At 54.6% G+C, this 25,494-nt stretch carries 21 protein-coding genes; 19 read left to right on the forward strand and 2 right to left on the reverse strand.

The window, feature by feature from the left end; genetic code table 11:
* Positions 1-14 precede the first annotated feature (14 nt).
* From ABH899_RS00795 to ABH899_RS00860, 14 genes are all read left to right on the forward strand, one after another.
* Complete coding sequence (locus ABH899_RS00795) at positions 15-212, forward strand: hypothetical protein (RefSeq protein ID WP_009676575.1); 198 nt, start codon at positions 15-17, stop codon at positions 210-212.
* A 236-nt stretch (positions 213-448) separates the two neighbouring features.
* Complete coding sequence (locus ABH899_RS00800) at positions 449-1,519, forward strand: AI-2E family transporter (protein ID WP_369993168.1); 1,071 nt, start codon at positions 449-451, stop codon at positions 1,517-1,519.
* Between the two features lie 184 nt (positions 1,520-1,703).
* Positions 1,704-3,956: an ABC transporter ATP-binding protein gene (locus tag ABH899_RS00805; protein WP_369993170.1), complete on the forward strand. Its 2,253-nt coding sequence runs from the start codon at positions 1,704-1,706 to the stop codon at positions 3,954-3,956.
* Positions 3,940-4,473, forward strand: coding sequence for a DUF1854 domain-containing protein (locus ABH899_RS00810; RefSeq protein WP_369993172.1), 534 nt, complete (start codon positions 3,940-3,942; stop codon positions 4,471-4,473). The genes ABH899_RS00805 and ABH899_RS00810 overlap by 17 nt, the downstream gene beginning before the upstream one ends.
* 541 nt (positions 4,474-5,014) lie before the next feature.
* Entirely contained in the window at positions 5,015-7,642 is a 2,628-nt protein-coding gene (alaS, locus tag ABH899_RS00815) for an alanine--tRNA ligase (RefSeq protein ID WP_369993175.1), read from the forward strand.
* Between the two features lie 114 nt (positions 7,643-7,756).
* Positions 7,757-8,017: an IreB family regulatory phosphoprotein gene (locus ABH899_RS00820; RefSeq protein ID WP_009676594.1), complete on the forward strand. Its 261-nt coding sequence runs from the start codon at positions 7,757-7,759 to the stop codon at positions 8,015-8,017.
* A gap of 52 nt (positions 8,018-8,069) precedes the next feature.
* Positions 8,070-8,480: a Holliday junction resolvase RuvX gene (gene ruvX, locus ABH899_RS00825; protein ID WP_009676576.1), complete on the forward strand. Its 411-nt coding sequence runs from the start codon at positions 8,070-8,072 to the stop codon at positions 8,478-8,480.
* A gap of 12 nt (positions 8,481-8,492) precedes the next feature.
* Positions 8,493-8,795, forward strand: coding sequence for a DUF1292 domain-containing protein (locus ABH899_RS00830; protein ID WP_009676589.1), 303 nt, complete (start codon positions 8,493-8,495; stop codon positions 8,793-8,795).
* Positions 8,792-9,088: a DUF1292 domain-containing protein gene (locus ABH899_RS00835; RefSeq protein WP_009676585.1), complete on the forward strand. Its 297-nt coding sequence runs from the start codon at positions 8,792-8,794 to the stop codon at positions 9,086-9,088. The genes ABH899_RS00830 and ABH899_RS00835 overlap by 4 nt, the downstream gene beginning before the upstream one ends.
* An 84-nt stretch (positions 9,089-9,172) precedes the next feature.
* A complete protein-coding gene (mltG, locus tag ABH899_RS00840; protein WP_369993177.1) occupies positions 9,173-10,252 on the forward strand; it encodes an endolytic transglycosylase MltG in 1,080 nt (359 codons plus the stop codon).
* Positions 10,253-10,265: 13 nt separating this feature from the next.
* A complete protein-coding gene (locus tag ABH899_RS00845) occupies positions 10,266-11,198 on the forward strand; it encodes a peptidase U32 family protein (RefSeq protein WP_369993179.1) in 933 nt (310 codons plus the stop codon).
* Between the two features lie 17 nt (positions 11,199-11,215).
* The gene (locus tag ABH899_RS00850; RefSeq protein WP_369994065.1) at positions 11,216-12,496 is read left to right on the forward strand and encodes a peptidase U32 family protein; all 1,281 of its coding nucleotides are present in this window, start codon (positions 11,216-11,218) and stop codon (positions 12,494-12,496) included.
* Between the two features lie 214 nt (positions 12,497-12,710).
* Positions 12,711-14,861, forward strand: a complete 2,151-nt coding sequence (locus tag ABH899_RS00855) for a methyl-accepting chemotaxis protein (RefSeq protein ID WP_009676577.1) — start codon at positions 12,711-12,713, stop codon at positions 14,859-14,861.
* Positions 14,862-14,997: 136 nt separating this feature from the next.
* Entirely contained in the window at positions 14,998-17,046 is a 2,049-nt protein-coding gene (locus ABH899_RS00860; RefSeq protein ID WP_369993180.1) for a peptidoglycan D,D-transpeptidase FtsI family protein, read from the forward strand.
* Here the strand turns inward: ABH899_RS00860 and ABH899_RS00865 are convergent.
* Positions 17,034-18,338 carry an ATP-binding protein gene (locus ABH899_RS00865; protein WP_369993182.1) on the reverse strand — a complete coding sequence of 435 codons (1,305 nt, stop codon included), beginning with the start codon at positions 18,336-18,338 and terminating at the stop codon, positions 17,034-17,036. The two genes, ABH899_RS00860 and ABH899_RS00865, sit on opposite strands and share 13 nt — an antisense overlap.
* Before the next feature lie 291 nt (positions 18,339-18,629).
* Between ABH899_RS00865 and ABH899_RS00870 the strand changes: the two genes are divergently transcribed.
* Positions 18,630-19,454, forward strand: a complete 825-nt coding sequence (locus ABH899_RS00870) for a lipoate--protein ligase family protein (protein WP_369993185.1) — start codon at positions 18,630-18,632, stop codon at positions 19,452-19,454.
* A 92-nt stretch (positions 19,455-19,546) separates the two neighbouring features.
* On the opposite strand, the gene ABH899_RS00875 is transcribed toward ABH899_RS00870, so the two are convergent.
* Positions 19,547-20,275, reverse strand: a complete 729-nt coding sequence (locus tag ABH899_RS00875) for an alpha/beta hydrolase (protein WP_369993187.1) — start codon at positions 20,273-20,275, stop codon at positions 19,547-19,549.
* A gap of 227 nt (positions 20,276-20,502) precedes the next feature.
* On the opposite strand from ABH899_RS00875, the gene pdhA reads away from it, so the two are divergent.
* The 4 genes from pdhA (at position 20,503) to lpdA (ending at position 25,491) form a co-directional block, all read left to right on the forward strand.
* Positions 20,503-21,570, forward strand: coding sequence for a pyruvate dehydrogenase (acetyl-transferring) E1 component subunit alpha (pdhA, locus tag ABH899_RS00880; RefSeq protein WP_009673331.1), 1,068 nt, complete (start codon positions 20,503-20,505; stop codon positions 21,568-21,570).
* 131 nt (positions 21,571-21,701) lie between these two features.
* Positions 21,702-22,682: an alpha-ketoacid dehydrogenase subunit beta gene (locus ABH899_RS00885; RefSeq protein ID WP_009673352.1), complete on the forward strand. Its 981-nt coding sequence runs from the start codon at positions 21,702-21,704 to the stop codon at positions 22,680-22,682.
* A 51-nt stretch (positions 22,683-22,733) separates the two neighbouring features.
* Positions 22,734-24,071 (forward strand): dihydrolipoamide acetyltransferase family protein, encoded by a 1,338-nt coding sequence (locus tag ABH899_RS00890; RefSeq protein ID WP_009673302.1) that lies wholly within the window; start codon positions 22,734-22,736, stop codon positions 24,069-24,071.
* A gap of 4 nt (positions 24,072-24,075) precedes the next feature.
* Complete coding sequence (lpdA, locus tag ABH899_RS00895; RefSeq protein WP_218228264.1) at positions 24,076-25,491, forward strand: dihydrolipoyl dehydrogenase; 1,416 nt, start codon at positions 24,076-24,078, stop codon at positions 25,489-25,491.
* The last annotated feature ends 3 nt before the right edge of the window (positions 25,492-25,494 follow it).

A 25,494-nucleotide genomic window follows, 5' to 3' on the forward strand; every position in this document is an offset into this window, starting at 1 on the left:
GGTGAAAATTGCACATGATGCGCTGTCCAAATTGCAGTTCCAAGGATATCGGTAAAATCGGATCCCATCAATTCTATTGTTGGGGCTGCTTCATTGAACTCGCTGTGAACGGGGAGAAAATGTCCGTTTATCAAGTGGAGGAAGACGGTACGCTGAGTTCGCTCGACGATCTGTTTTTTGAAGAAGAAATGCCGCAAATTCATGCCCAATAAGGGTTTACAACTTGATTAGCCGAAATAAGAGAAATAAATAAAAGGCACTGCCTCTGCAGGGACAAGCTTAACCGCTTCGGCCCTGCAGGAGCGGTGCTTTTTGGTTTGGGCCGATACAAGAGAACCTTCCGGTGCCGAAGGAGCTTGGATTAATTGCCAAGGTAGTACATATACTGAAGAAATGGAGAGGGACATTCATTCGCCGAAGTCTGTCAGCGTCAACAGGAGGGAACGCCATGAATTCGATTTTTAAAAACGGCTGGTTTGCCGGCCTGATTTATACGCTTCTCGGACTACTGGTCCTGTTCTTCCTGCTGCAGATAAGACCGATTCTGGGGAGTGTCTTTCATTTCTTGAAAGCGGTGCTGACCCCTTTTCTGATGGCGATGATTATTTCCTATGTGCTCAACCCTGTCGTCAATCTGCTGAGTACGCGCAAAGTTCCCCGGACGTTTGCCGTTCTGCTCATTTATGCCGTGTTTCTGACCTCGCTTACGGTCATTTTTATGAATGTGACTCCGATGTTCGTCAAGCAGCTTGGGGAACTGAACGAGCATATGCCTGAAATGACGATCAGGGCCCAATCGCTTGTGGACGGCATGAAAAACAGCCAGCTCCTTCCGGATACGGTCCGGTCGGGTATCCACGATGCGATTTTTAAACTCCAAAAAAATCTGTCTCTCAAAATTTCGGACACGATTCATGGCATCGGAGGCACCATCAATATGCTTCTGACCGCTTTCATCGTTCCTTTTCTCGCTTTTTATATGCTCAAGGATTTTCAATTGATCGAGAAAACCGTGCTGGCCATTGTTCCGAAATCGCGGCGCAGGCAGGTGGTCAAGGTGCTGGTCGATATCGACACGGCGCTGGGCAACTATATCCGGGGGCAGTTCCTCGTTTGCGTTATCGTCGGGGTGCTGGCTTATATCGGTTACTGGGCCATCGGGATGCCGTATGCGCTGCTGCTGGCAGGGCTCGTTGCGGTTTTTAACATTATTCCTTATCTGGGCCCGTTCTTCGGGGCGGCTCCGGCTGTTATTATGGCGGCGACGGTTTCCGTAAAAATGCTCCTGCTTGTTATCGTAGTCAATACGATTGTGCAAATTTTGGAGGGAAACGTAATATCTCCTCAGGTTGTGGGACGGACCTTACATATGCATCCGCTGCTCATTATTTTTGCGCTGCTCGTCGGCGGAGAAGTGGCGGGGATACCGGGCCTGATTTTGGCTGTTCCCTTTTTTGCCGTGCTTAAGGTGGTGCTCCAGCATCTGTTTCTTTATTACATTCACCGGCGTACGGTGTAGATTCGGATAGAGGGCGGAGAAAGATGCCGTACGGAGAAAGGAGCCCGAAGTCTGCTGATTAAAGGCGCGTCCGTGCAGAGTCGCCAATCGGATCTGTGCCGTTCTCTTGCGCTTGCAAGAGGCGTGCGTTACGATCAGACTAACGATTCTGCCGCCATTGAAGAGCGGCAAAAGGAGGTTGCCCATGGCACTCAAGGAGCCGCCCGCGACAGCGGAAGAACTGCCGCCCGAACTTCTCCGCAGCCTGGGGGCAAAGCCTGCGGCATCCGCCCGGGCAGACATGGACGAGAGCGGCCGGCCGGATGACCGCTGGCTGGTTGTAGGCGCCGGACAAATCGGCGTCTACGCTTCCGGAGGCGCCTGCCTGCGCAGATTCGCGCCGGAAGCGGTCCGGAGCCTGCGGACCCAGGATGCTCCGCAGGGCGGAGGATGCCTCATCGCGGATACGGACGCGGGCCCGGTCGTGCTCGTCCGCTACACGGGCGCCTGCGCCAAAGGGCTCGAAGCGGCGGTTCATACGGCCAATCTGCTGCTGGAAACCGGCGGCTTTGACCCCACTGGCGGAGCAGGCGAAGACAATGCCGGCCTGTGCGCCCTGTGCGGAGAGGCGGCACCCGGGCAGGACCACGACTGCACGGCCGGAGAAAAAACGGAGCGGAGCAGTCCCGGACGCCGGCGGGTGCTGACCCGGTTGCTTGCGTATACGCGCCCGTACCGCGGCCGGATGGTCCTGGCTGCGCTGTTTTTGATCATCGCGGTTTTGCTGGAGCTGGCGCCTCCGCTTGTGACCAAGATTATCGTCGACGATGTGCTGCATCCGGGAGGGATGGCCGAGACGCTGCTGGTTTGGGTGGCGGCGCTGCTGGGCGCCCGATTGGTGCTGTCCTCGCTGCAGATCGCCCGGGGGTTTATCGGGGTCAAGGTCGGAGCGGCCATGATGAACGATATCCGCCGTGAAACGTTCGAGGCGCTGACCGAGCAGTCGCTCAGCTTCTACGACCGCCGCCAGACGTCACAGTTTATCGGCCGGCTCAATCAGGACACGGATTCCATGAGACAGTTTCTCACGGAAGGCGTGATCTGGGTGGCGAGCCAGGTACTCACGGTCGCGGCTATTTTGTCGATGATGCTCGCCCTCAGTTGGAAGCTCACCCTGGTTGTGCTTCTGCCGACTCCGCTGCTGCTTGCGGGAGTCTGGATTTTGTGGCCGAGGGTCCGCCAGCTTTGGTACAAGCAGTGGAGAGCGCTAAACGCGCTTCAGACGCTGGTAGGCGACTCCCTTCAGGGCATCCGTGTCGTCAAGGCATTCGGCCGGGAAAAAAGCGAGCAGGCCCGGTACGGGGAAGCCAACCGGGAAATGATGACGCAAACCGTGCGGATGGAAGGGCTGTGGCAGGCTGCAACCCCGCTGTTTATGCTCGTTACGGGCGCAGGCGGGATCATCGTGTGGTATTACGGCGGCTTGCAGGTGCTGGACGGCGGCTTGACCTTGGGCACTCTGATGGCCTTTACGGTTTACCTCACGATGTTTTTCGGTCCTTTGCAGTGGTTTACGCAGGCGATCAGCTGGACGAACCGGGCCGTGTCTGCAGCCGAACGCGTTTTTGAAATTATGGATACGCCACGTGAAGTTGCCGATACGGCAGATGCGGTAACTCCCGGCCGGCTGGAAGGCACCGTTTCGCTGGACCGGGTTACATACGGTTATGAGAAGCATAAGCCTGTCCTGAAAGACATTTCTCTGGAAGTGAAGCCCGGTGAAATGATCGGATTTGTCGGACATTCGGGAGCGGGTAAATCTACGCTGATTCATCTGATCTGCCGGTTTTACGATCCGGACCGGGGGCGGATTTTAATAGATGGGATTCCGCTGAAGAAGCTGAGCCAAGAAAGCCTGCGGGCCCAGATCGGGGTTGTGCTTCAGGAAACGTTCCTTTTCGACGGGACGATTGCCGAAAACATCGCTTACGCGAAGCCGGAAGCGTCGCCTCTGGAAATTATGCGGGCCGCAAAGATCGCCAACGCCCACGATTTTATCGTCGCGATGAGCGACGGCTATGATACGCGGGTCGGCGAACGCGGTCACCGTCTGTCCGGCGGGGAGAAACAGCGGATTGCCATTGCGCGCGCCATCCTGCACGATCCCCGTATTCTTATCCTGGACGAGGCGACCGCTTCCGTGGACACGGAGACGGAGCGTCTTATCCAGGAAGCCGTTTCCCGGCTTGTCCGGGGACGGACGACCTTCGCGATCGCCCACCGCCTGTCGACTCTGCGCAGCGCGGACCGTCTCGCAGTGATCGACAAAGGGCGCATAGCCGAAACCGGGACTCACGAGCAGCTGATGGAACAGGAAGGCATCTATTGGAAGCTCGTGAAGGCCCAGACCGAAACAGCGTTGATCAGGGAGCGTGATACCAGTGCCGAACCCGTATGAATCCGGCGGTTTCCCCGAAGGCGGGGACCCCTTCGATATCTTACTGCTCGAAGCAGATAAATGCCGGTTTCAACGCACGGAAGGCGGCCTGCTTTTGTTGTCCTGCGATGGAAGGGATCATGAGGAAGTTCTGGTGTTCCGGACGTTTCCCTTTTCCGAGCCGGACCGGTACATCTCCATCCGCACCAAAGAGGGAGAGGAGATCGGTATCATCGCCGATTTGGGGCAGCTGGACGATGCCTCCCGCCGGGAACTGGAGAAGGAGCTGCATTTGAGATACTTGCTTCCCCGCGTCGAAGCTATCCGCAGCATCAGGCAGAAGACGTCCGGATGGCAGTGGGACATCGTTACCCAGTTCGGCCCGGAGCGGCTGCAGCTTCCCAACCTGCATGAGCACGTGTTCAGGCAAGGAGAGGATCGTCTTCTCTTGGTGGATACCGGAGACCGCAGACTGGAAGTGGCCAGCATTCGGAAGCTGGATCCGGCAAGTTTTAAGCAGCTGCAGAAGATTTTTTGAAATGAAGAAACTTTCCGTTCTTCACGGAGCCTGACCGATCCGTTTGAAGCGGTTGTGCTTCTTTTCCGCCAATTTCCAAAGAGGGGACGTGCCATCGGCGGGGCTTCTTTAATCCGCATCCTTCAGGTTGACATCGTTTCCAGATATGAACTATAATTTTCGGTAACTGAGTCAAACTCGATATGCAAAGCGCTGAAGAAATCCAGTACGCCATAGCCCATTGGCAGAGAGAAGGTTCCTTCTTCTATAGAAGAAGGCTGCGAGAACCTTTCATGAAGGATGGCCGAACGCTCATTTCGGAGTGTGGGTGACAAGTTACACAAGCCCAACGGCAAGCGGATCCGTTATCGTCCGCAACGAGGAGATTGGATGAAACGGCAAGGCGCCTGCCTGCACGTCATCCGATAACCAGGGTGGTACCGCGAATTTTTCGTCCCTGTTGATAACAGGGGCGTTTTTTGTTTCCTGTAGAGAGGGCCGAAGGAGCAGCAGTCCAAGCCAACTAAACCAAAACTTTCAACAAACGGAGGCTCGAAACGCAATGAAAGCTAGTGAAATTCGTTCCAAGTGGCTGGAATTCTTCGCCAGCAAAGGACACAAAATCGAGCCGAGCTCCTCGCTCGTGCCTCACAACGACCCTTCTCTTTTATGGATCAACGCCGGGATGGCGCCGCTCAAACCTTATTTTGACGGCCGTGTCGTTCCCGAGAATCCGAGAATCGTAAACGCGCAGAAATGCATCCGTACAAACGACATTGAAAATGTCGGCAAAACCCGCCGTCACCATACATTTTTCGAGATGCTCGGAAACTTCTCCATCGGCGACTACTTCAAAGAAGAAGCCATCACCTGGGCCTGGGAATTTCTGACGGACCCGAAATGGATCGGCTTCGATCCGGAGCGTTTGTCGGTCACCGTTTATCCCGAGGATACGGAAGCTTTTGAGTTTTGGAATAAAAAGATCGGTCTGCCGGAAGCGCGTATTTACAAGCTCGACGAAAACTTCTGGGATATCGGGGAAGGCCCGTGCGGACCTTGTACGGAAATCTTCTACGACCGCGGAGACAAATACGGCGATCTGAACGATCCGGAATGCTGGCCCGGTGGAGAGAACGAGCGTTTCCTGGAAGTGTGGAACCTCGTATTTTCCCAGTTCAACCACAACAAAGACGGCAGCTACACGCCGCTGCCCAACAAGAATATTGATACGGGCGCGGGTCTGGAGCGTTTCGCTTCGATTTTGCAGGATGTGGACTCCAACTTCGACACGGATTTGTTCCAGCCGATCATTGAAGCGACCTGCCGCATCGCGGGCGTGAAGTACAAGGAGAACGAAGAGTTTGACGTGGCTTTGAAGGTCATTGCCGACCACGTCCGTACCGTCGCTTTTGCGGTGGGAGACGGCGTACTGCCTACGAACGAAGGCCGCGGCTACGTTATCCGCAGACTTCTGCGCCGCGCCGTCCGCTATGGCAAAGTACTCGGCATGGATAAACCGTTCCTGTATCAGCTCGTTCCGGTCGTAGGCGAAATCATGGGCGTTTACTACAATGAAGTTGTGGAGAAACGCGAGTTCATCGAGAAAATCATCCGCATCGAGGAAGAACGTTTTCACGAAACGCTGTCCGACGGTCTTGCCATTCTTGCCGGCATGGTCGAGAGCACCCGTGCGGCGGGCGGGCGCGCCATCAGCGGGCCGGATGCGTTCAAGCTGTACGACACGTACGGATTCCCGGTCGACTTGACGGAGGATTTCGCGAACGAGCAGGGTCTGGCCGTCGACCGCGAAGGATTCGAAACGGCGATGGAAGAACAGCGCGAGCGTGCGCGCAGCAACCGGAGCAAATCCGGCAGCATGAAAGTGCAGGGCGGAGCGCTCTCCGAGTTTACGGATAAAAGTGAATTTGTTGGATACACTGAATTGGTAGTTCCAGCCAAAGTGCTGGCGATCGTGCACGACAACGAGTTTGTGGATGCGGCGGGAACCGGCGAAACGTGCCAGATCATACTCGACCGGACGCCGTTCTACGCCGAAAGCGGCGGACAGGTAGCCGACCGAGGCGTCATCACGGGCGACGGCGTACGCGCGGCCGTACTCGAAGTCGGCAAAGCGCCTCACGGCCAGCACGTTCACAGCGTGACCGTCGAGCAGGGCATCCTGCGCACGGGCGATTCGGTTACGGCTCAAGTCTCCGGCGAGCTTCGCGGAGATACCGTGAAGAACCACACGGCCACTCACCTGCTGCATAAAGCGCTGAAGGAAGTGCTCGGCACGCACGTTAACCAAGCGGGCTCCCTCGTTGAGCCGGACCGCCTGCGGTTCGACTTCTCCCACTTCGGCGGCATCACGCCGGAAGAACTGCAGGATGTCGAACGCCGCGTGAACGCTCAAATCTGGGCGAACACGCCGGTGGACATCTCCCTTCGCGGCATCGACGAAGCGAAAGCGATGGGTGCCATGGCGCTGTTCGGCGAGAAATACGGCGATATCGTCCGCGTCGTCCGCGTCGGCGATTACAGCCTCGAGCTTTGCGGAGGCTGCCACGTACTGAGCACGGGCGAAATCGGCTTGTTCAAGATTGTCAGCGAATCCGGAATCGGTTCCGGTATCCGCCGCATCGAAGCGGTGACAAGCCGTCAGGCTTACGAGTACGTGGACGGCCAGCTGCAGCTGCTGAGGGATGCGGCCGGCGTTCTCAAGGCGAACACCGCGGACGTGCCGAAGCGTCTGGACTCTACGCTCCAGCAGATGAAAGAGCTGGCGCGCGAGAACGAATCGCTACGGGCCAAACTGGGCCGCATTGAAGCGGGCGCGCTGGAAGGCCGCTTGAAAGAAGTGGCGGGCGTACCGGTCCTGGCCGCCCAGGTGAGCGCATCCGATATGGATTCCCTGCGGGGCATCGTGGATGAAATGAAAGCGAAGCTGGGCTCGGCCGTGATCGTGCTCGGCGCCGTCGCAGGCGACAAAGTCAACCTGGTTGCCGCCGTTACGCCGGATCTGATCGCCAAAGGGCTTCATGCCGGCAAGCTGATCAAAGAAACCGCGGCGAAATGCGGCGGCGGCGGCGGCGGACGCCCCGATATGGCCCAGGCCGGAGGCAAGGACCCGTCCAAGCTCCAGGAGGCGCTGGATGGCGTCGATGCGCTTGTGGCCGGACAGATTTCTTAAATTTTCCTGCGGGAACAGGAATTTTCCGTCCCGCAGAGAATATATGACAATAGCGGGATTAGCAGCATTTGCAACCGATAGAGTTTGAAAAAGCAAACATTGGAGGTGCCTTTCATGGATTTTATGGACAAAACGGTGAAATTCAATGTCAAAGCCGATGAGATCGAAACATCCCCCAAAGAAGTGCTATTAACTGTCTATGACGCTCTGCAGGAGAAAGGCTACAATCCGATCAATCAAATCGTCGGTTACTTGCTTTCCGGGGATCCGGCTTACATTCCCCGGCACAATAACGCCCGGAGCCTGATTCGCAAACGGGAACGCGACGAACTGATCGAAGAATTGGTACGCTCTTATCTCAAAGAGCATAAATAAACGGGCCTGCGCCGATTCCCGGCAGACGGGTCCGGCTTAGGAGTTCACACGTATGAGAACGATGGGCCTAGACTATGGCGACAAAACAATCGGCGTTGCCGTAAGCGATCTTCTCGGGCTTACCGCCCAAGGGATCGAGGTTATACGCAGAGCCAGTCCGCAACACGATTTAGACCACCTGCGGCGGCTAATCGGGGAGTACGAAGTAACGGAGATCGTGGTCGGCCTCCCCAAAAATATGAACGGCTCGATCGGGCCGCGCGGCGAGCTTTGTCAGGAGTTCGCCGCACAGTTGACCGAGACGTTTAACCTGCCCGTCCGTATGTGGGACGAACGATTGACTACGGTATCCGCGACCCGCACTCTTTTGGAGGCGGACGTTAGCCGGAAGAAGCGCAAGCAGGTGGTCGATAAGATCGCCGCTGTGCTGATTCTGCAGGGATATATGGACTCTAAACGATGAGGTGATGGAACCATGGCTAAAGAAGAGGATTTTCAGCAAGAGGAAGCGGAAATTATTTATATCCCCGATGATGAGGGCAACGAAGAAGAATTCGAAGTCGTCATGAAATTCGAAGTGGATGGTTCCGACAAAAAGTACATGATGGTCGTGCCGGTTGAAGGCGACGAGGAATCCGACGAAGTGTACGCATTTCGTTACGAGGAAGACGAGAACGGCGACGATCTGAAGCTTTACACCATCGAGGACGAGGAAGAATGGAATATCGTTGAAGAAACGTTTAATACACTAATCGCCGAAGAGGAAGAAGAAGCATGAGTGTAAAACAGACGAACGAGTTGCGGAGTTCTTTCGGAGATGATATTATTTTATTCGACGAACAGGACGAATCCACCGTCTTTCGCATCTTGACGGAGATTCTCCATGAAGACCGCCACTACGCCGTTCTGCAATCGGAAGAGATGAAGAAAGAAGGCGAAGTGTCCGTGTTCCGGGTATCCCGGGATTCGGAAGGCACACTGGAGCTGGAAACCATCGAAGATGACGAAGAGTGGGAAACCGTCTCCGAATTGTACGACGAACTAACGTTTCCGGAACACGACGAACCTTAAGAAATCTAAAGCAAACCAGAGCGGAGTCAAATCCGCTCTTTTTCATGCGAATGATTGACCAAGATGACTATTGTGGAGGCACTTATGCATCGTCCTAAATCACGAATAAAACGCTTGATGACCGGGCTGCTGGTAATTGTTCTGCTCTTAGCCGGCTGTGCTGCGGCCGCGGCTTATTATATACGGGGAGAACTGCAGCCGACCTCGGCTTCCGATCAGGAAAAGAAGGTCGAGATCGTATCCGGCGACGGCGTGAAAAATATCGCTTCCAAGCTTGAGAAGGAAGGCCTTGTCCGCAACGCCTCCGTTTTTATGTATTACTTGAAATGGAAGAACGAAGGCGGACGTTTCCAGGCCGGCGAGTATGCGATGAAGCCCGGGATCGGAACGGACGAGATCATTGCGATGCTGAACAACGGGCAGACGGCAAAAGCGAACCGCCTGACTATACCCGAAGGATACACGGTCACGCAGATTGCCGACAAAGTCGGACAGCATAAGGGGATGGAAGCGTCTGCCTTCGTTAAGGCGGCGGAAGCGTACAAACCTGCGGAAGGGGAAGAACTGCTTGCCGGAATTCCGGCCGATACCAAACTCAAGCATAGGCTGGAAGGGTATCTGTTCCCGGATACGTACGATATCCCCAAGGATGCTACCGAGCAGAAAATGATCACCCTCATGGTCGATCAGCTGGACAAACGGCTGCAAAGCCTTCCCGCGGATTGGAAGGACAAGCTGAAGGCAAGCGGGCTGACATTCCATCAAATGATGACGATCGCTTCCCTGATCGAGCGTGAAGTGGTGGTGGACGAGGAACGTCCGCTCGTGGCAAGCGTCATTTACAACCGGCTGAAAATCAAACAGCCGCTGCAGATCGACGCGACCGTGCAGTATGCGCTGGGCAAGCAGAAAGAAAGACTGCTCGAAAGCGATCTGAAAATCGAAAGCCCTTATAATACGTATAAAAATCCGGGACTGCCTCCGGGTCCCATCGCGAGTCCAAGCCTGGCGTCCATCGAGGCGGCGCTGTATCCGGCGGAGTCGAAATACTTTTATTACGTAACGAAAAAAGACGGAAGCCAGGGACATTTGTTCGGAGAAACCTATGCGCAGCATCTGGCCAACATCGAGAAGAGCAAGCAAACCGAGAAAAACGCGAAATAAGAAGGTGACGAGGTTGATTTCAAAACCCGAGCTGCTTATAACGGCAGGAACAGTAGAGGAAGCGAAGCGATTCATACAAGCCGGGGCGGACGCCGTACTGATCGGCGAAGCGGCATTCGGCATGCGCCTTCCGGGCGATGTGACGATTCAAGATCTGGAGGAACTGGTTCCTTACGTTCATGCTAAAGGCGCTAAAGTCTATGCGGCTGTGAACAATGTTTTCGATAACGAAGCGCTGCCTGAAGTTGAGAAATATCTTGCGGCCATCTCCGCTATCGGTGTGGACGGAGCCGTATATGGAGATCCCGCCATACTGCGGATGGTGAACAAAGCGGAATTTAAGCTCCCGCTTCACTGGAATGCGGAAATGACGACGACGAACTACGCTACCGCGAATTACTGGGCGTCCCGCGGAGCCGTGCGTGCGGTTCTGGCTAGGGAACTGAACCTTGAGGAAACGCTTGAATTCAAGCGTCACGCCAAGCTGGAAGTCCAAGTTCAAGTGCACGGGCTGACGAATATTTACCATTCCCGCCGCAGCCTGGTCGCCAATTACGTGGAGCATCTGGGGAAAGATGCAAACAGTGTCGACCGCTCCATGGATAACGGGCTTTTTCTGATTGAGCAGGAACGTCAGGAGGAGCGGTATCCGATTTATGAAGACAGCAACGGCACCCACGTGATGAGCTCCGACGATATTTGCATGCTGGAAGATCTTCATGAGCTGCTCAAGGGGAACATAGACAGCCTTAAGATTGAAGGACTGCTGAAATCCGCCGAATATAACGAAACCGTGGTAAGGGCATACCGTCAAGTGATTGATGCCTACTGTGCGGATCCGGATTCTTACAAATTCAACGACGAAATGCTGGAGCCTATCCGACGCCTGCAGGATCCGAGCAGGGAATTGTCTTTTGGCTTTTTCTACAAAGAACAAGTATATTGAGGTGAACCACCATGAGTATGGCCGCAGCTGTTAACGAGCGTGCGCGCGGCAGACGCGTTCGTCTGGACAAGCCGGAACTGCTTGCCCCGGCGGGAAGTCTGGAGAAGCTTAAGTTTGCCGTACATTACGGGGCCGATGCCGTGTATATCGGCGGCCAGAAGTACGGTCTGCGCTCCAACGCCGACAATTTTACTTTCGAAGAGATGCGCGAAGGCGTCGAATTCGCTAACCGTTACGGCGCCAAAGTTTTCGTGGCGACGAATATTTATGCCCACAATGAAGATATCGAGGGAATTGAAGAGTATTTGAAAGAACTGCAGGAAGCTGGCATTTCGGCTATCATCGCCGCCGACCCGATTATTATGGACACCGCCAGACGCGTGGCTCCCAAGCTTGAGGTGCATCTGAGCACCCAGCAGTCGGTCATGAACTGGCAGACGGTGCAGTTCTGGAAAGAAGAAGGCATCGAGCGGGTTGTTCTCGCCCGGGAAGTGAGCATGGGCGATATTGACGAGATCAAACGTCATGTCGATATTGAGATCGAAGCGTTTATTCACGGCGCGATGTGCAGCTCCTATTCCGGACGCTGCGTGCTGTCCAATCATTTTACGGACCGCGACTCCAACCGGGGAGGGTGCTGCCAGTCCTGCCGCTGGAAGTACGACCTGTACGCGAAGGGAGCTCCTCTGTCCGATCCGCTTGCGCCCGATTTTCCCCTTTACGGTGAAGAGGAAGATGCGTTTATGATGAGCGCCAAGGATTTATGCATGATCGAGCATATTTCCGATATGATCGAGTCCGGCGTGGACAGTTTTAAAATCGAAGGCAGAATGAAAAGCATCCATTACGTGGCGACGGTTGTGAATGCCTATCGCCAAGCCATCGACAGCTATTTTGAAAATCCGGCAGCCTATGAGGTCAAACCGCTCTGGCGCAACGAGATCAATAAAGCGGCTAACCGTCCGCTGAATACCGGATTTTTCTTCGAAGCGCCCGGTCCCGAAGATCATATTTTCGGACCGGAGGACAAGGCGGCGAGCTACGACTTCGTCGGCGTAGTCATGGAGTATGACGAGAAGACGGGAACCGCCGTCATCCAGCAGCGCAATTACTTCAAACCGGGTACGGAAGTGGAATTTTTCGGTCCGGGGGGCACGCACTTCAAGCAGCGGGTGGATGTCATTCGCGACGAGGAAGGCGCCGAGCTCGATGCGGCTCGTCATCCTCTACAGCTTATCCGCATTCAAACCGAGAAGCCGGTTAAACCGCTGGATATGATGCGCAAACGTACCCGTTAATGGATTTTAATACCGACTGGCTTAAGCCGGGCGGTATTTTTTTTTATTTCTAGGTCTGTGTAATCAAAAAAAGATAATTTTATAGGAAAAATGGCACAAATCGAAGAGGAAAAACACAAATCGTCGTCGAACATTAAAACAAAAGTAGAAAATACTGGGGATATTAAGTTTTTGCGTAAGACTTTCTTCCTAAAAAAAGTGGATGGTGGTGCCCATGAACAAAAAACTCACACAGACAGCAACCCAGTTAAGAGAGCGTTTTCAAAAGAAACAAGCTCCGTCAGGGGGCGCTCCGAAGCCGGGAGGATCGGGAGGCGGTTTTCTTTCTTCCTCTATGGGATTGAGCAACCCGGCAAAATCCGTAGGCATGAAATTGTTTCTTATTTTTATCGTCAGTATTTTATTTTTTGTTCTGACCGTGGGGATCACCTCGTACCAGCTTTCGAAAAGCGTCGTGCGCGGCAAAGTGAGCGAAGCGTCGAAGCAGACCATGATTCAGGCGAGCCAGAAGCTCGATCTTCTTTTTGGCGGCTTTGAAGATTTAACGATGCAGATGATGCTCGACGCCGATTTGCAGCGCCTGCTTGATACACGCAACGAAGTTAAAGAAGGTACATACGAGCAGCTCGAAGTCACCCGTAAAATTACGGAAAAAGTGAATTCCTATTTATTTTCCAACAAATCGATCAAAAGCATGACGCTGTTAAAAACAGACGGTCATATGATCAACTCCAACGGAGCTTCCTTGAACGCTACGACGGAAGAAATTACAAAAACGGACTGGTTCCAGGCCGTTTCCAAAACCAGCGGGCAGCCGCTGTGGCTGGACACGAAACCGAAAGGTTATTTCAGCGGAGAACCGAGTGTCGCCATGGGCCGCTACCTGAACTCGACGAGCACTTCCACGCCGATCGCGATGCTTCTGATGGAGATTCCTACGTCGATTCTGGAAAAAGAGCTCGGGCTTATCCAGCTCGGCGATGACAGCACGATGTACATTTCGGATGCGTCCAACAAGCTGATTTATGCGAAAGATCAGGAGCTTCTCGCAAAACCGTCCCCGGTTACGATCAGTGAGGAGAAGCAGAAGACGGATGCCGGCGACTTCCTCTCGTCGGATAAACAGACTCAGAACGTATACTCGAAATTCGCCGGTACCGGCTGGTTCCTCGTAGGAAGCATGCCGGTCGGAGAACTGGTTAAAGACGCGAACGTAATCTTCAACCTGACGCTGGTAATCGCCCTTGCGGCGGCCGTTATCGCCGCTTTGATCGGCATTTTCGTGGCGAGAATGATCGGCAGGCCGCTGGCCGGACTGGCCGGGCTTATGAAGCAGGGCGCCCAGGGCAACCTGAAGGTCCGCGCGAATCTTAAGAGCCGGGACGAAATCGGCATGCTTGGAGAAAACTTCGACATGATGATGGAGCAGATTACGACGCTGGTCCGCCAGACGAACGAATCCGCCCAGGAAGTGCTGAACACGGCCTCCGAAGTCGCGAACGCCTCTAAGATTACGGCGACTTCCGCCAAGGAAATCGCGGTAGCAACCGACGAGATCTCGGGAGGAGCCGCAGGGCTCGCCTCCGAGTCCGAACGCGGGAACGAGCTGACGCATCATATCGGCGAGAAAATGAAACAGGTGATGTCCGCTAACCTGGAGATGGGAACGGCAGCCTCCGGCGTCCGAAGCTCGGGCGAGCAGGGCACGAAGTACATGGAAGAGCTGATGGACAAAACCGGCCAGACGGAAGTGATGACCCGCTCCATGGTGGAGAAGGTCGACAACCTGAAAGAGAGCACCCGGTCCATCCGCAAAATATTGGAGATGCTCCACAATCTGACGAAGCAGACGAATATCCTTTCTCTTAACGCAACGATCGAGGCTGCAAGAGCCGGAACGGCAGGCAGAGGATTTATGGTGGTCGCCGATGAAATCCGCAAACTGGCGGATCAGTCCAAGCAGTCCATCGACGTTGTGGCCCAGATTACGGAAACGATTCAGCGCGAAATCGACGAAACCGTCCACGTGCTTCATCAAGCCTACCCGCTCTTCAATCAGCAAATCGGTGCCGTGAAAGAGGCGGACGGGATTTTTGCCCAAGTCCAGAATCACATGAGCCAATTTATCGAACGGTTGAACGCGGTGACGGAATCGATAAGCGAGCTCGATCAGTCGCAAGCCGTCTTGTCCGATGCGATGACGAATGTGAGTGCCGTGGCGGAGGAATCCCTGGCGACTTCCGAGGAAGTTGCTTCCCTCAGCTCCGAGCAGCTCAGCATCAGTCAGAATCTGGTGAAGCTGTCCGACAGACTGGAGAACCTTTCGAACTCCCTGAAAGACACGCTTTCCAAATTTACATTGTGATACACAAAGAACGCCTCGTTTCCGGAAAACCGGAAGGGGCGTTTTTCTTTTTTTTCGTCCCCGAATGGAAGGTTTGGGCTCATTCCCCCTTGTCTATACTGGAATGAAAAGAAGCGGACACGGGAGCGGTGAATGTATGGGCAAAGAATTACCCGGTACTGCCGGAAAAGAAAAGACAGATGCCGGAACGGGGATCTGGCTTGGGGGAATTGGTATCAACGGTATCAATGGCGGCAACGGCAGCAGTAGCAACGGCAGTAGCAACAGCAGTAGCAACGGCAGTAGCAACAGCAGCAGAGACGTGGGCAGCAGGAGCATCAACCGCATCGACGGCAGCAAAACGGACCCACGCCGCAAACTCCTGCTGCTGCTCGGGTTGACCGGCATTCTGGCACTCCTGGCCGCCCGGTTATTTTGGATCCAGGTGCTGAGACCCCACCGCTTTTCGTCTTATGAAGTAGACCTGGTCAAAAACTCCGTTTTGCAGCGTCAGAAAAGCATTGTGCTCGATACGGGAAGAGGAGACGTGTACGACCGGAATTTGAAGCCTCTGACCGGCAAAACAATCCGGACGGCCATTATCTTTCCGGTCCATCCCGATTACACGGGCTCAGCCGAACAGCTTCGGAAGGTTAGCGGGGCTTTCGGGGTGACGGCGGACGGCTGGAAGGCTTTTGTAAAACAGGTGAAGGAGCCGCTTTTATGGACGGGGAGCCTGACGACTCCGGACGGGGGAAAGAACGGCGGCCAATCGGCTTCTTCCAAATCCGGCGAGTCTGTAAAAGAACCGTTGGAATTAACGCCGTCCCAAATCGCTCTGCTGGAGGGGAGCGGGCTTTCTTACGTGCAGGTGACGGATTACAAAACCCGCTATCCGGATCATCCCGCCGCAGCGCAGGTGATCGGCTACATCGGGCAGAACCCGGAACGGATCTCCGGCCTGTATGCCCGCGAGCTTGCGGCCGGACATTTGACGCTTACCAGCGAGATCGGGGTATCCGGACTCGAGAAAACGTTCGAGTCCCGGCTGCGGGGCATCGGGGAACGCACTTTATCCGTGTTTACGGATGCGGGTAAACGGCCGCTGGACGCTCTAAGCGCCAGACTGATTTCGCCGGATCAGTCCCGTTATCCCCTGCAGTTGATGACTACACTGGATTCGGGTATTCAGCGGAGCATCGAAGAACGGATGACGAGACGGGGAATTACAAAAGGGGCGGTCGTCGTCCTGGATGCCGCCAATGCGGATATCGTGGCGATGGCTTCCAAACCGTCATTCCATCCGGGGGAGATCAACGCGATAGAGGGAGACTGGGCCAATCTGGGAGTCAAAGCCGCCGCGCCGGGTTCGATTTTCAAAACGGTTGTAGCCGCAGCGGCGCTCGAGAAAGGCATTGTTAAGCCGGATGAGACTTTTGACTGCCACGGGGCATGGGGAAAATACGGGTTTACCTGCTGGAAGAAGGAGGGTCACGGAAAGCTTACGTTCGAAGAAGGATTTGCCCAATCGTGCAATATCGTTTTCGGCGAAGTGATGCGGCGTCTGGATTCGGACGAGCTGGAAACCTATGCACGGAATCTGGGGCTGCTGGCTCCAGTCGGATGGAAAGGGAGCCTCACGGGAGGGGCCGCGGTCGCTCAACTCGACGGTGAGGAAGGCGGCCAGCTCTTCGGCGCACAAACGCCAAGAGACGATGAAGGAGTCCGGCTGCAGACCGCCATCGGCCAGAGGGACGTCCAAGTGACGCCCCTTCAGGCGGCGAATCTGGTCGTAACCGTCCTGCACCGGGGAAAAGCTCGCGCTCCGCGCCTCGTGAAAGAGGTCCGGTTCCGGGACGGCCTGACTCTGGACTCGTTTCCGCCCAAATTTCTTCCCGGTGCGAAGGAATTTCTCTCTCCTAGGGCAACAAGTGAACTCCTGCGGGAGATGAGACTCGTCGTGCGGAGCGGAACGGCGGGACAGCTGAATGCGGCGAAGTGGCCGCTGGCCGGAAAGACAGGCACGGCGCAGGTACAGTCGGGACCGCATGAGACCGTTAACCAGTGGTTTATCGGCTACGGGCCCGTCGATGCTCCCCGCTATGCCGTAGCTGTCGTCATTCGCGAAGCTGCGCCGGAAGCGCCTTCAGAAGCGCTTCCGCTGGCGCGTGAGATCATGGACATGCTGGCGGATCAGCCAAACTGATCTTGCGCGGAAGCGAACTGGGGCGGTTTCGCCGCTTGGGGGAGTGTGACAAGCACGCGGGTTCCCCGGCCGGGCACGCTCGTCACCTGCACCTTTCCGCTAAAGGTTTCGATGATGCGGAACGCCACCATGACGCTGAGTCCGGTCCCCTTTTGCTTCGTGGAATAAAAAGGGGAGCCGAGGCGGGCGATTTCTTCCGCGTCCATCCCGATTCCGGTATCTTCGATGGAGATGCAGACGCTTTTCGGTTCGGGATAAGCTTCTATTCGTAAGCGTCCTCCTTCCGGCATCGCTTCGATTCCGTTCCGAGACAGATTCACGAGGCATTGGATCAATTTTTCCGCGTTTGCCGTGATCCATAAAGACGGGGGAGCGTGCGTTTCCAGCTGAACCTTGCTGCTGCCGGCGTACCCTTGAATGCGCTGGACCAGGTTGACTATGATACCGCTTACGGATACCGGCTCGGTTATTTCGGCTTGAGGCTTGGCGAAGGCGAGATAGCTTGTAATAATTTGCTGGACGCGGTCCATTTCTTCGATCGCCATCGAGGTGTACATTTTTTTCTTTTCTTCGTTAACTTCCGTTTGGGATAAAATTTGCAAAAAACCTCTGGCAACCGTCATCGGATTACGGATTTCATGCGCCACGGAAGCGGCCAATTCGCTGAGGACGTTCAGCTTTTCCGCCCGCTGCGATTCCAGGCGATTGACTCGGCTATCCCGGATAAATTCAGACAAATAGATGACAATGGCCATGGAAATACCGTGCAATAAAATAGAGAATGCGTGAAAGGAAAAAAAATCAGGTGCAAGAGGCAGCTGGTTCTTGCGATGGAAAAAGATTTGAATAGCCATAAACACAAAGCCTAGGCCGGCGGACAGAAGGACGGGACATAAAAAAGCGGATAACCCTCCGTTTTTCTTGCAGAATTTGAGATACAGCCAGCCAAAACAGGCGCAAATCAGCAAAAAGACGGCGTCCGTCGGAAGAGAGGCCGGAAAAACGAATCCGTGAAGCAGCAGCAGGCTGGCCGTAACGGCTGAAGCCGGAAGAAGCCCCCCGTGAAGAAAGCTGCTGACGACGGGAATCATGAATAAGCTCTGCTTGATACCGCTGCCGGAGCTGTAAGGATAAGTCGCGCACGCGAGTGCGGCCAGAATACTGACGAGCGTCATCATAGGTTTATACGATTTCTTGCTTAACGGATTGCTTTCATCGAAGAAAGGGGACACGATGACAGGTGAACACGATATCAGGACGTTAAACAATACCTCATGAAAACTGATTGACATACGGTTCGCCTACTATCTTTAGGGTTTTATAGGAAATTTGTCCCATATTCCTGATGAACTTAGGACAGTATACCTAGGCAGTTTTTTCCACAATTGTTGGGCTGTGTATTACTTCGATAGAGTTATACAATTTTCCTACTTGGAAAATGCCACAACCTCACATCCTGATGGGAGAAAATAAACCCGTCCTTGCGGCAGGCGCCCGGTTTCCCCTACAATAAACAAATAAACGATTAAAGCCGTGCCGAAGTTTTTCAGAGGATGGACCGATAGACAGAAGGAGATTGCCGAATGGAATCATTGCCGTTATTACCCGAAAAAATTACGCTCCTTGACCGCTCCGGGGACTTGGATGCGGATTTGTTGTTTCCTTTTGCCCTAGAAGAGCTGCTCATCCGCAAAGTGGGAGAAGGAGCCGACCCCATCGTTCATTTGTGGAGGCACCCCCAAGGTCTGGTACTCGGTCTCCGAGACAGCCGGCTGCCTCATGCCCCCCAAGCGGCGGGCAGAATAGGCAGGGAAGGAAGAGCGGTGATTGTGCGCAATTCCGGGGGAGCAGCCGTGCCGCTGGATCCGGGAGTAGTGAATGTAACTTTGATTACACCCAAACCTGTGGGCAAAATAGATTTTCACGATGATTTCGAAACCATGTACCGCTTTCTGGGCGGTGTCCTGGCAGACTGGAATACGGGCGTCGCCAAAGGGGAAATCGCCGGCTCCTACTGCCCCGGCGATTTCGATTTGAGCGTTGGCGGCCGCAAGTTCTGCGGCATCGCCCAGCGCAGGCAGGCACGCGCGCTGTCGGTGCAGGCTTTCGTCGTCGTGGAGGGCACCGGGGCGGAGAAAGCCGCCGTGGCGCGCTCGTTTTACGACGAGGCGGGGCAGGGCGCGGCGCCGGACAACTACCCGGACGTGGAGCCCGGGCGCATGACGAGTCTCGCCGAGTACGCGGGCGCCGGGCTCACTTCGCCCGCGTTCTGCCGTCTGACGGGCGAATGGCTCGCCCGTCAGACGCAGGTGCGTGCAGCGGATTACCGGGAATTCGCTGCGGACGAAGACATCGCGGCGATGATGCGCACGATGCGGGAGCGCTACGGCTTCAAGGCTACGGACTAGCGCTTCGCCGGCGCAAGCCGCCCGTACACGACAAAGAACCTCCATGTCCACGTAATTTCTCGTGGACATGGAGGTTCTTATCGTTTAGACAGTTAGCCGAAAAATCTTTCCAAAATCGCGGGAAGCTCTTTCTGCCAGAAGCCCCACACGTGCTTACCCGGCTTTTCTTCATAGAAGAGCCGGGCATTTTTTTGTTCGAAGAGAGCTTTCGAGAGCCGGTTCGCCTCCACGAAGTCAAAGGTGCCGCGCTCGGTCTTAACCTCTTCCTCGTCCAAGCCGATCAGCATGTACAGCTCCAGCCAGGAAAGATCTCCCTCGGACTGCAGACGGCTGCGGGTCGGTTCCAAAAAAGCGCCGGACAGGGATATAACTCTTGCAAAGAGGTGAGGATAAGTTAGGGCAAGATGCAGAGAAACCGTGCCTCCGAGGGAATCTCCTGCCAAGACGCGATCGCTTTTGTCGGTGCGTACGGCGTACTTGGACTCGACGAAGGGGAGCATCTCTTCCGCGAAGAAGCGGATGTACGCCTCGTGGTTTTCCCCATCCGGCGAATATTCCGAGGTCCGGATTTTGACGTTCACGTCGACGCCTACGATAATGGCCGGCTCCCAGCCGTGATCGAGAATGCCTGCGGTCATGGTGGTCGCTATCCGGCCGAAGTTAAAAAATTCTTCTCCGTCCTGACAGTAAATGACCGGATACGACAGAACTTCGTTATAACCCGGAGGCAGGAAAATACGCACGGATCGTGTCGAATTGAGGTGTTTGGAGCTGATTTCCTCTTTTACAATGATTCTTTTATAGTGTCTGGAATCGGTCATAACGGGCATCCTTTCTTTACTCCTTTAAAGGAGGTTGTATTATAATAGTGTAAAGGTTTTGTTGATCTGTATTATATATATAAAACATCTGTACTATCCCGAATCGATATACGGGCGTTATTACAGCAAGTTACCTGTTGATATTCCATACGAAACAGGTTTATAATAATTAGTATAACAGAAAGTCTTTTTCCTGGCATGAAAATCATAGATGAGGTGACAATCACATGAGCAAGCCGCAGTATGAAGTTAGTTCCGAGCAAGTACAGCCCTTGACCATTATCGGGCCGGACGGAACCGTGGTTAATGAAGAGAAATTGCCGAAACTTAGTGACGATCAATTAAAAGAACTTATGCGCCGCATGGTGTTCACCCGTGTTTGGGACGAACGCGCGATCAATCTGGGACGTCAAGGCCGCCTTGGCTTCTATGCGCCGGTTTCCGGACAAGAAGCTTCCATGATCGGCAGCGAATTCGCCCTGAACAAAGAAGACTTCATTTGCCCGGGCTACCGCGATATGCCGCAAATCGTATGGCACGGTCTGCCGATGTATCAGGCGTTCCTATACTCCCGCGGCCATCAGCACGGCGGCCAGGTACCTGCGGATGTGAACGTCCTGATGCCGCAAATCATCATCGGCGCTCAAATCCTGCACGCTACCGGTATCGGTATGGCGTTCAAGAAGAAAGGCGAGAAGCGCGTTGCCATTACGTATACCGGCGACGGCGGAAGCTCCGAGGGCGATTTCTACGAAGGTCTTAACTTCGGCGGAGCGTTCAAGCTTCCGGTTATTTACATGGTACAGAACAACGGTTATGCGATCACGACTCCGTTCTCCAAGCAGACCGGCGCTCAATCCATCGCCCATAAGGCGCTGGCAGCGGGTATCCGCGGCGTGCAGGTAGACGGCATGGACGTTCTGGCCGTTTACGCGGCCGTATCCGAAGCGGCCGAAATTGCCCGCAACGGCGGAGGTCCTACGCTGATCGAATCCCTTACTTACCGTTTCAAGCCGCACTCCATGGCGGACGACACGACGAAATACCGTACGAAGGACGAAGAAGGCGAATGGGCGCCTAAAGATCCGATCGTACGCTTCCGTACTTATCTGACGCAGAAGGGCCTCTGGAGCGAGGAAGAAGAAGCGAAAGTGAAAGAAGAAGCGAAAGCGACTGTAGCGGAGCAGATCAAAAAAGCCGAGCAAACCGAGAAAATGACGGTAGGCGGCCTGATCGATTCCATGTTCGAAACGACTCCGAAGCACCTGGAAGAGCAAAAAGCGCAGTTCTCCTAAGCGAGACCGCAGACGCAACCAGCAGACGGTCAGCGGCCTCTTTGGACGGCCGCCAGCCCTTTTTACACTAAATATTCCGGTCTAAGGCCGTGTTCTTTGATAGAAGAACGATATGGGAGGCAGTAGATGTCATGGCACAAATGACGATGATTCAGGCGATTCAAGACGCTATGCGCGTAGAGCTTGCAAGAGATAAGAACGTTGTGTTGTTCGGTGAAGACGTAGGCCATGTGGGCGGCGTGTTCCGTGCAACGGAAGGACTCCAGAAAGAATTCGGCGAGGATCGGGTATTCGATACTCCGCTGGCCGAATCCGCTATCGGCGGTCTGGCGGTAGGTATGGCGACTCAGGGCTTCCGTCCGATCGCTGAAATCCAGTTCGTGGGCTTCATTTATGAAGCGCTGGACCAAATGGCTGTACAGGCAGCCCGTATGCGCTACCGTTCCGGCGGCAGCTACCAGGCTCCGATCGTATTCCGTACGCCTTTCGGCGGCGGCGTTAAGGCAGCCGAGCTTCACACGGACTCCCTGGAAGGTTTGATGATCCAGACACCGGGTATTAAAGTAGTAATTCCTTCTAACCCGTACGATGCGAAAGGTCTTATGATCGCGGCGATCCGCGACAACGATCCGGTATTCTTCATGGAACACCTGAACTTGTACCGTTCGTTCCGCCAGGAAGTTCCGGAAGGCGAGTACACGGTAGAGCTGGGCAAAGCGAACGTCGTTCGCGAAGGTTCCGACGCTACGATCATCACTTACGGCGCCATGGTTCACACTTCCCTGAAAGCTGCGGAAGAGATCGAGAAAACCCGCGGCGTGAAAGTGGAAGTCATCGACGTCCGTACGCTGATGCCTTTGGACATCGACACGATTGTCGAATCCATCAAGAAAACCAACCGTGCCATTGTGGTGCAGGAAGCACAGAAAACGTCGGGTGCTGCTGCTGAAATTATCGCACAAATCAACGAAAAGGCTATTCTGCATCTGGAAGCGCCGGTTCTCCGCGTTGCCGCTCCGGATACGGTTTATCCGTTTGCCCAAATCGAAGATCAGTGGCTTCCGACACCTGCCCGCATTATCGACGGGCTGAACCAAGTGCTGGATTTCTAATCCTGCCTGCGGCTCCACGATTTTACTACTCAATATAGGAGGTTGTTCTTCTTGGCACGTTTTGAATATAAGTTCCCGGAACTTGGCGAAGGCATTCACGAAGGCGAGATTGTCAAAGTCAATGTTAAAGCGGGCGACAAGGTTGATGACGATACGATTCTGATGGAAGTTCAGAACGACAAAGCAGTCGTGGAAGTTCCTTGCCCGGTTAACGGCCAGATTCAGGAAGTGCTGATCAAGGAAGGCCAGGTTTGCCACGTCGGCGAAGTGGTCATGATCATCGACGCGGAAGGCGAGATTCCGGAATCGGAAACCTCCGCTGCGGCTCCTTCACCGGAAGCGGCTGCACCGGCTCCTTCCAACGCGCCTTCGACTGAGCTTCCTAAGAAGGAAGACCAAGGCGCTCCGACAGCTCCGGCTCCGGAAGAAACGAAGAAATCCGAAGGCGGCAAGCCGTCGGCTGCCCCTAAAGACATTCTGGCCACTCCTAGCGTCCGCAAATTTGCGCGCGAGAAGGGCATCAACATCGCGGAAGTTTCCGGCACCGGCAAGAACGGCCGCATTACCCGCGAAGATATCGAAGGCTTCGTATCCGGCGGCGGCGCATCCGCGGCACAGGCCGATCAGCCTGCACAGGAGAAAGCGGCTCCTTCCAAAGCGGCCTCCGCACCTGCGGTACAAGGCGAGCTGGAAGAAGAGCGCATTCCTTTCAAAGGCATCCGTAAAGTGATCGCCAATGCCATGGTTAAATCCAAGCATACGGCTCCTCACGTGACGCTGATGGACGAAGTCGACGTAACACAGCTCGTAGCGCTCCGTACCAAAGCGAAGCCGCTTGCCGAGAAGAAAGGCGTTAAGCTTACTTACCTGCCGTTCATCGTTAAAGCGCTCGTAGCGGCCTGCCGCCAGTTCCCGGTCATGAACGCCATGATCGACGAAGAGAAGCAGGAAATCGTGTACAAGAAATACTATAACGTAGGTATCGCGACGGATACGGACAACGGTCTCCTTGTACCTGTCATTCACCATGCGGACCGTCAAAATGTCTGGATGATTGCGGATTCCATCCGTGATCTGGCCACACGCGGCCGCGACGGCAAACTGACTCCGCACGAAATGAAAGGCAGCACGATTACGATCACCAACATCGGTTCCGCAGGCGGCATGTTCTTCACTCCGGTCATCAACTATCCGGAAGTTGCCATTCTCGGCACCGGCCGTATTTCCGAGAAGCCTGTCGTGAAGAACGGTGAAATCGTCATTGCACCGGTAATGGCTCTGTCTCTCAGCTTCGACCACCGTCTTGTTGACGGCGCAACAGCTCAAAATTTCATGAACTATATCAAGCAGCTGCTTAACGATCCCGAGCTGCTCGTGATGGAGGTATAAAGCGATGGTAGTAGGAGATGCTTCTTTAGATATTGACGTTCTGGTAATTGGTGCGGGTCCCGGCGGCTATGTGGCTGCCATCCGCGCTGCACAGCTTGGCAAAAGCGTTCTGATCGTGGATAAATCCGAGTGGGGCGGCGTCTGCCTGAACCGCGGCTGTATCCCTTCCAAGGCTCTTATTTCCGCGGCGCACCAGTACGAAGCGGCCCAGCATTCCGAAGTGATGGGAGTAAGCGTGGAGAACGTTAAGCTGGATTACGCGAAAACCCAAGAGTGGAAAGCTTCCGTCGTGAAAAAGCTGACCAGCGGCGTTGCCGGTCTGCTCAAAGGCAACAAAGTGCAAATGTTCCAGGGCGAAGTCATGTTCATCAACGAAAACGAAGCACGTGTTTTCAATGAGCAGGAAGCTCCGCGTTACCGTTTCAAGCATTGCATCATCGCGACAGGTTCCCGTCCGATCGAGCTGAAGCCGTTCCCGTTCGGCGGACGTATTCTTTCCTCGACCGAAGCTCTGGAACTGAAAGAAATTCCGAAAAGCATGGTAGTGATCGGCGGCGGATACATCGGTATCGAGCTGGGTCAAACCTTCGCGAAATTCGGAACGAAAGTAACGGTACTTGAAGGTTCCGATACGGTTCTTCCGGGCTTCGAGAAAGAAATGACCCGCCTGGTTGCCAAAAACCTGAGCAAGCTGAACGTGGAAGTGTTCACGGAAGCTCTCGCTCAAAGCTCCGAGCAAACCGAGAACGACGTAACGGTAACGTTCACGGTCAAAGGCGAAGAGAAAAAAGTAACGGCCGACTACGTGCTCGTAACTGTCGGACGTCGTCCGAACACGGACGGCGAGCTTGGCCTCGACCTGATCAACGTGAAATTGACCGACCGCGGTCTGATTGAAGTTGACGAGCAGGGCCGCACGAGCATTCCGCACATCTTCGCTATCGGCGATATCGTTCCAGGCCTGGCTCTGGCGCACAAAGCTTCTTACGAAGGTAAAGTGGCGGCGGAAGCTATTGCCGGACAGCCTAGCGTTGTCGATTACAAGGCCATCCCGGCCGTTGTATTCTCCGATCCGGAAATCGCTTCGGTAGGCCTTAACGAAACCGAAGCCAAAGAGAAAGGCATGAACGTTTCCGTAGGCAAGTTCCCTTATGCCGCTAACGGCCGTGCTCTTTCCCTGAACGCCACCGAAGGCTTCGTTAAAATCGTAGCGAACAAGGACACCGGTCTTGTTGTCGGTTCCCAAATCGTAGGACCTGAAGCATCGAACCTGATTGCCGAAATCGGTCTGGCGATCGAAATGGGAGCTACGCTCGAAGATATCGCGCTCACGATCCATGCTCACCCGACGCTTGGTGAGATCGTAGCTGAAGCCGCCGAAGGCGCGCTTGGCCACCCGATCCATATGCTGGGCAAATAATTT

This window comes from Paenibacillus sp. RC84, assembly GCF_041260495.1.
In the GTDB taxonomy this organism is placed as follows: Bacteria; Bacillota; Bacilli; order Paenibacillales; family NBRC-103111; genus Paenibacillus_F.

Excerpts from the sequence above, each read along its gene's own strand:
- ABH899_RS00820 (WP_009676594.1), top strand. The coding sequence starts at position 7,757 with ATGGATTTTATGGACAAAACGGTGAAATTCAATGTCAAAGCCGATGAG.
- ABH899_RS00850 (WP_369994065.1), top strand. The coding sequence starts at position 11,216 with ATGGCCGCAGCTGTTAACGAGCGTGCGCGCGGCAGACGCGTTCGTCTG.
- alaS (WP_369993175.1), top strand. The coding sequence starts at position 5,015 with ATGAAAGCTAGTGAAATTCGTTCCAAGTGGCTGGAATTCTTCGCCAGC.
- ABH899_RS00855 (WP_009676577.1), top strand. The coding sequence starts at position 12,711 with ATGAACAAAAAACTCACACAGACAGCAACCCAGTTAAGAGAGCGTTTT.
- ABH899_RS00800 (WP_369993168.1), top strand. The coding sequence starts at position 449 with ATGAATTCGATTTTTAAAAACGGCTGGTTTGCCGGCCTGATTTATACG.
- ABH899_RS00805 (WP_369993170.1), top strand. The coding sequence starts at position 1,704 with ATGGCACTCAAGGAGCCGCCCGCGACAGCGGAAGAACTGCCGCCCGAA.
- ruvX (WP_009676576.1), top strand. The coding sequence starts at position 8,070 with ATGAGAACGATGGGCCTAGACTATGGCGACAAAACAATCGGCGTTGCC.
- ABH899_RS00835 (WP_009676585.1), top strand. The coding sequence starts at position 8,792 with ATGAGTGTAAAACAGACGAACGAGTTGCGGAGTTCTTTCGGAGATGAT.
- ABH899_RS00795 (WP_009676575.1), top strand. The coding sequence starts at position 15 with ATGATGCGCTGTCCAAATTGCAGTTCCAAGGATATCGGTAAAATCGGA.
- mltG (WP_369993177.1), top strand. The coding sequence starts at position 9,173 with ATGCATCGTCCTAAATCACGAATAAAACGCTTGATGACCGGGCTGCTG.
- ABH899_RS00870 (WP_369993185.1), top strand. The coding sequence starts at position 18,630 with ATGGAATCATTGCCGTTATTACCCGAAAAAATTACGCTCCTTGACCGC.
- ABH899_RS00830 (WP_009676589.1), top strand. The coding sequence starts at position 8,493 with ATGGCTAAAGAAGAGGATTTTCAGCAAGAGGAAGCGGAAATTATTTAT.
- ABH899_RS00875 (WP_369993187.1), bottom strand. The coding sequence starts at position 20,275 with ATGACCGATTCCAGACACTATAAAAGAATCATTGTAAAAGAGGAAATC.
- lpdA (WP_218228264.1), top strand. The coding sequence starts at position 24,076 with ATGGTAGTAGGAGATGCTTCTTTAGATATTGACGTTCTGGTAATTGGT.
- pdhA (WP_009673331.1), top strand. The coding sequence starts at position 20,503 with ATGAGCAAGCCGCAGTATGAAGTTAGTTCCGAGCAAGTACAGCCCTTG.
- ABH899_RS00865 (WP_369993182.1), bottom strand. The coding sequence starts at position 18,338 with ATGTCAATCAGTTTTCATGAGGTATTGTTTAACGTCCTGATATCGTGT.
- ABH899_RS00885 (WP_009673352.1), top strand. The coding sequence starts at position 21,702 with ATGGCACAAATGACGATGATTCAGGCGATTCAAGACGCTATGCGCGTA.
- ABH899_RS00860 (WP_369993180.1), top strand. The coding sequence starts at position 14,998 with ATGGGCAAAGAATTACCCGGTACTGCCGGAAAAGAAAAGACAGATGCC.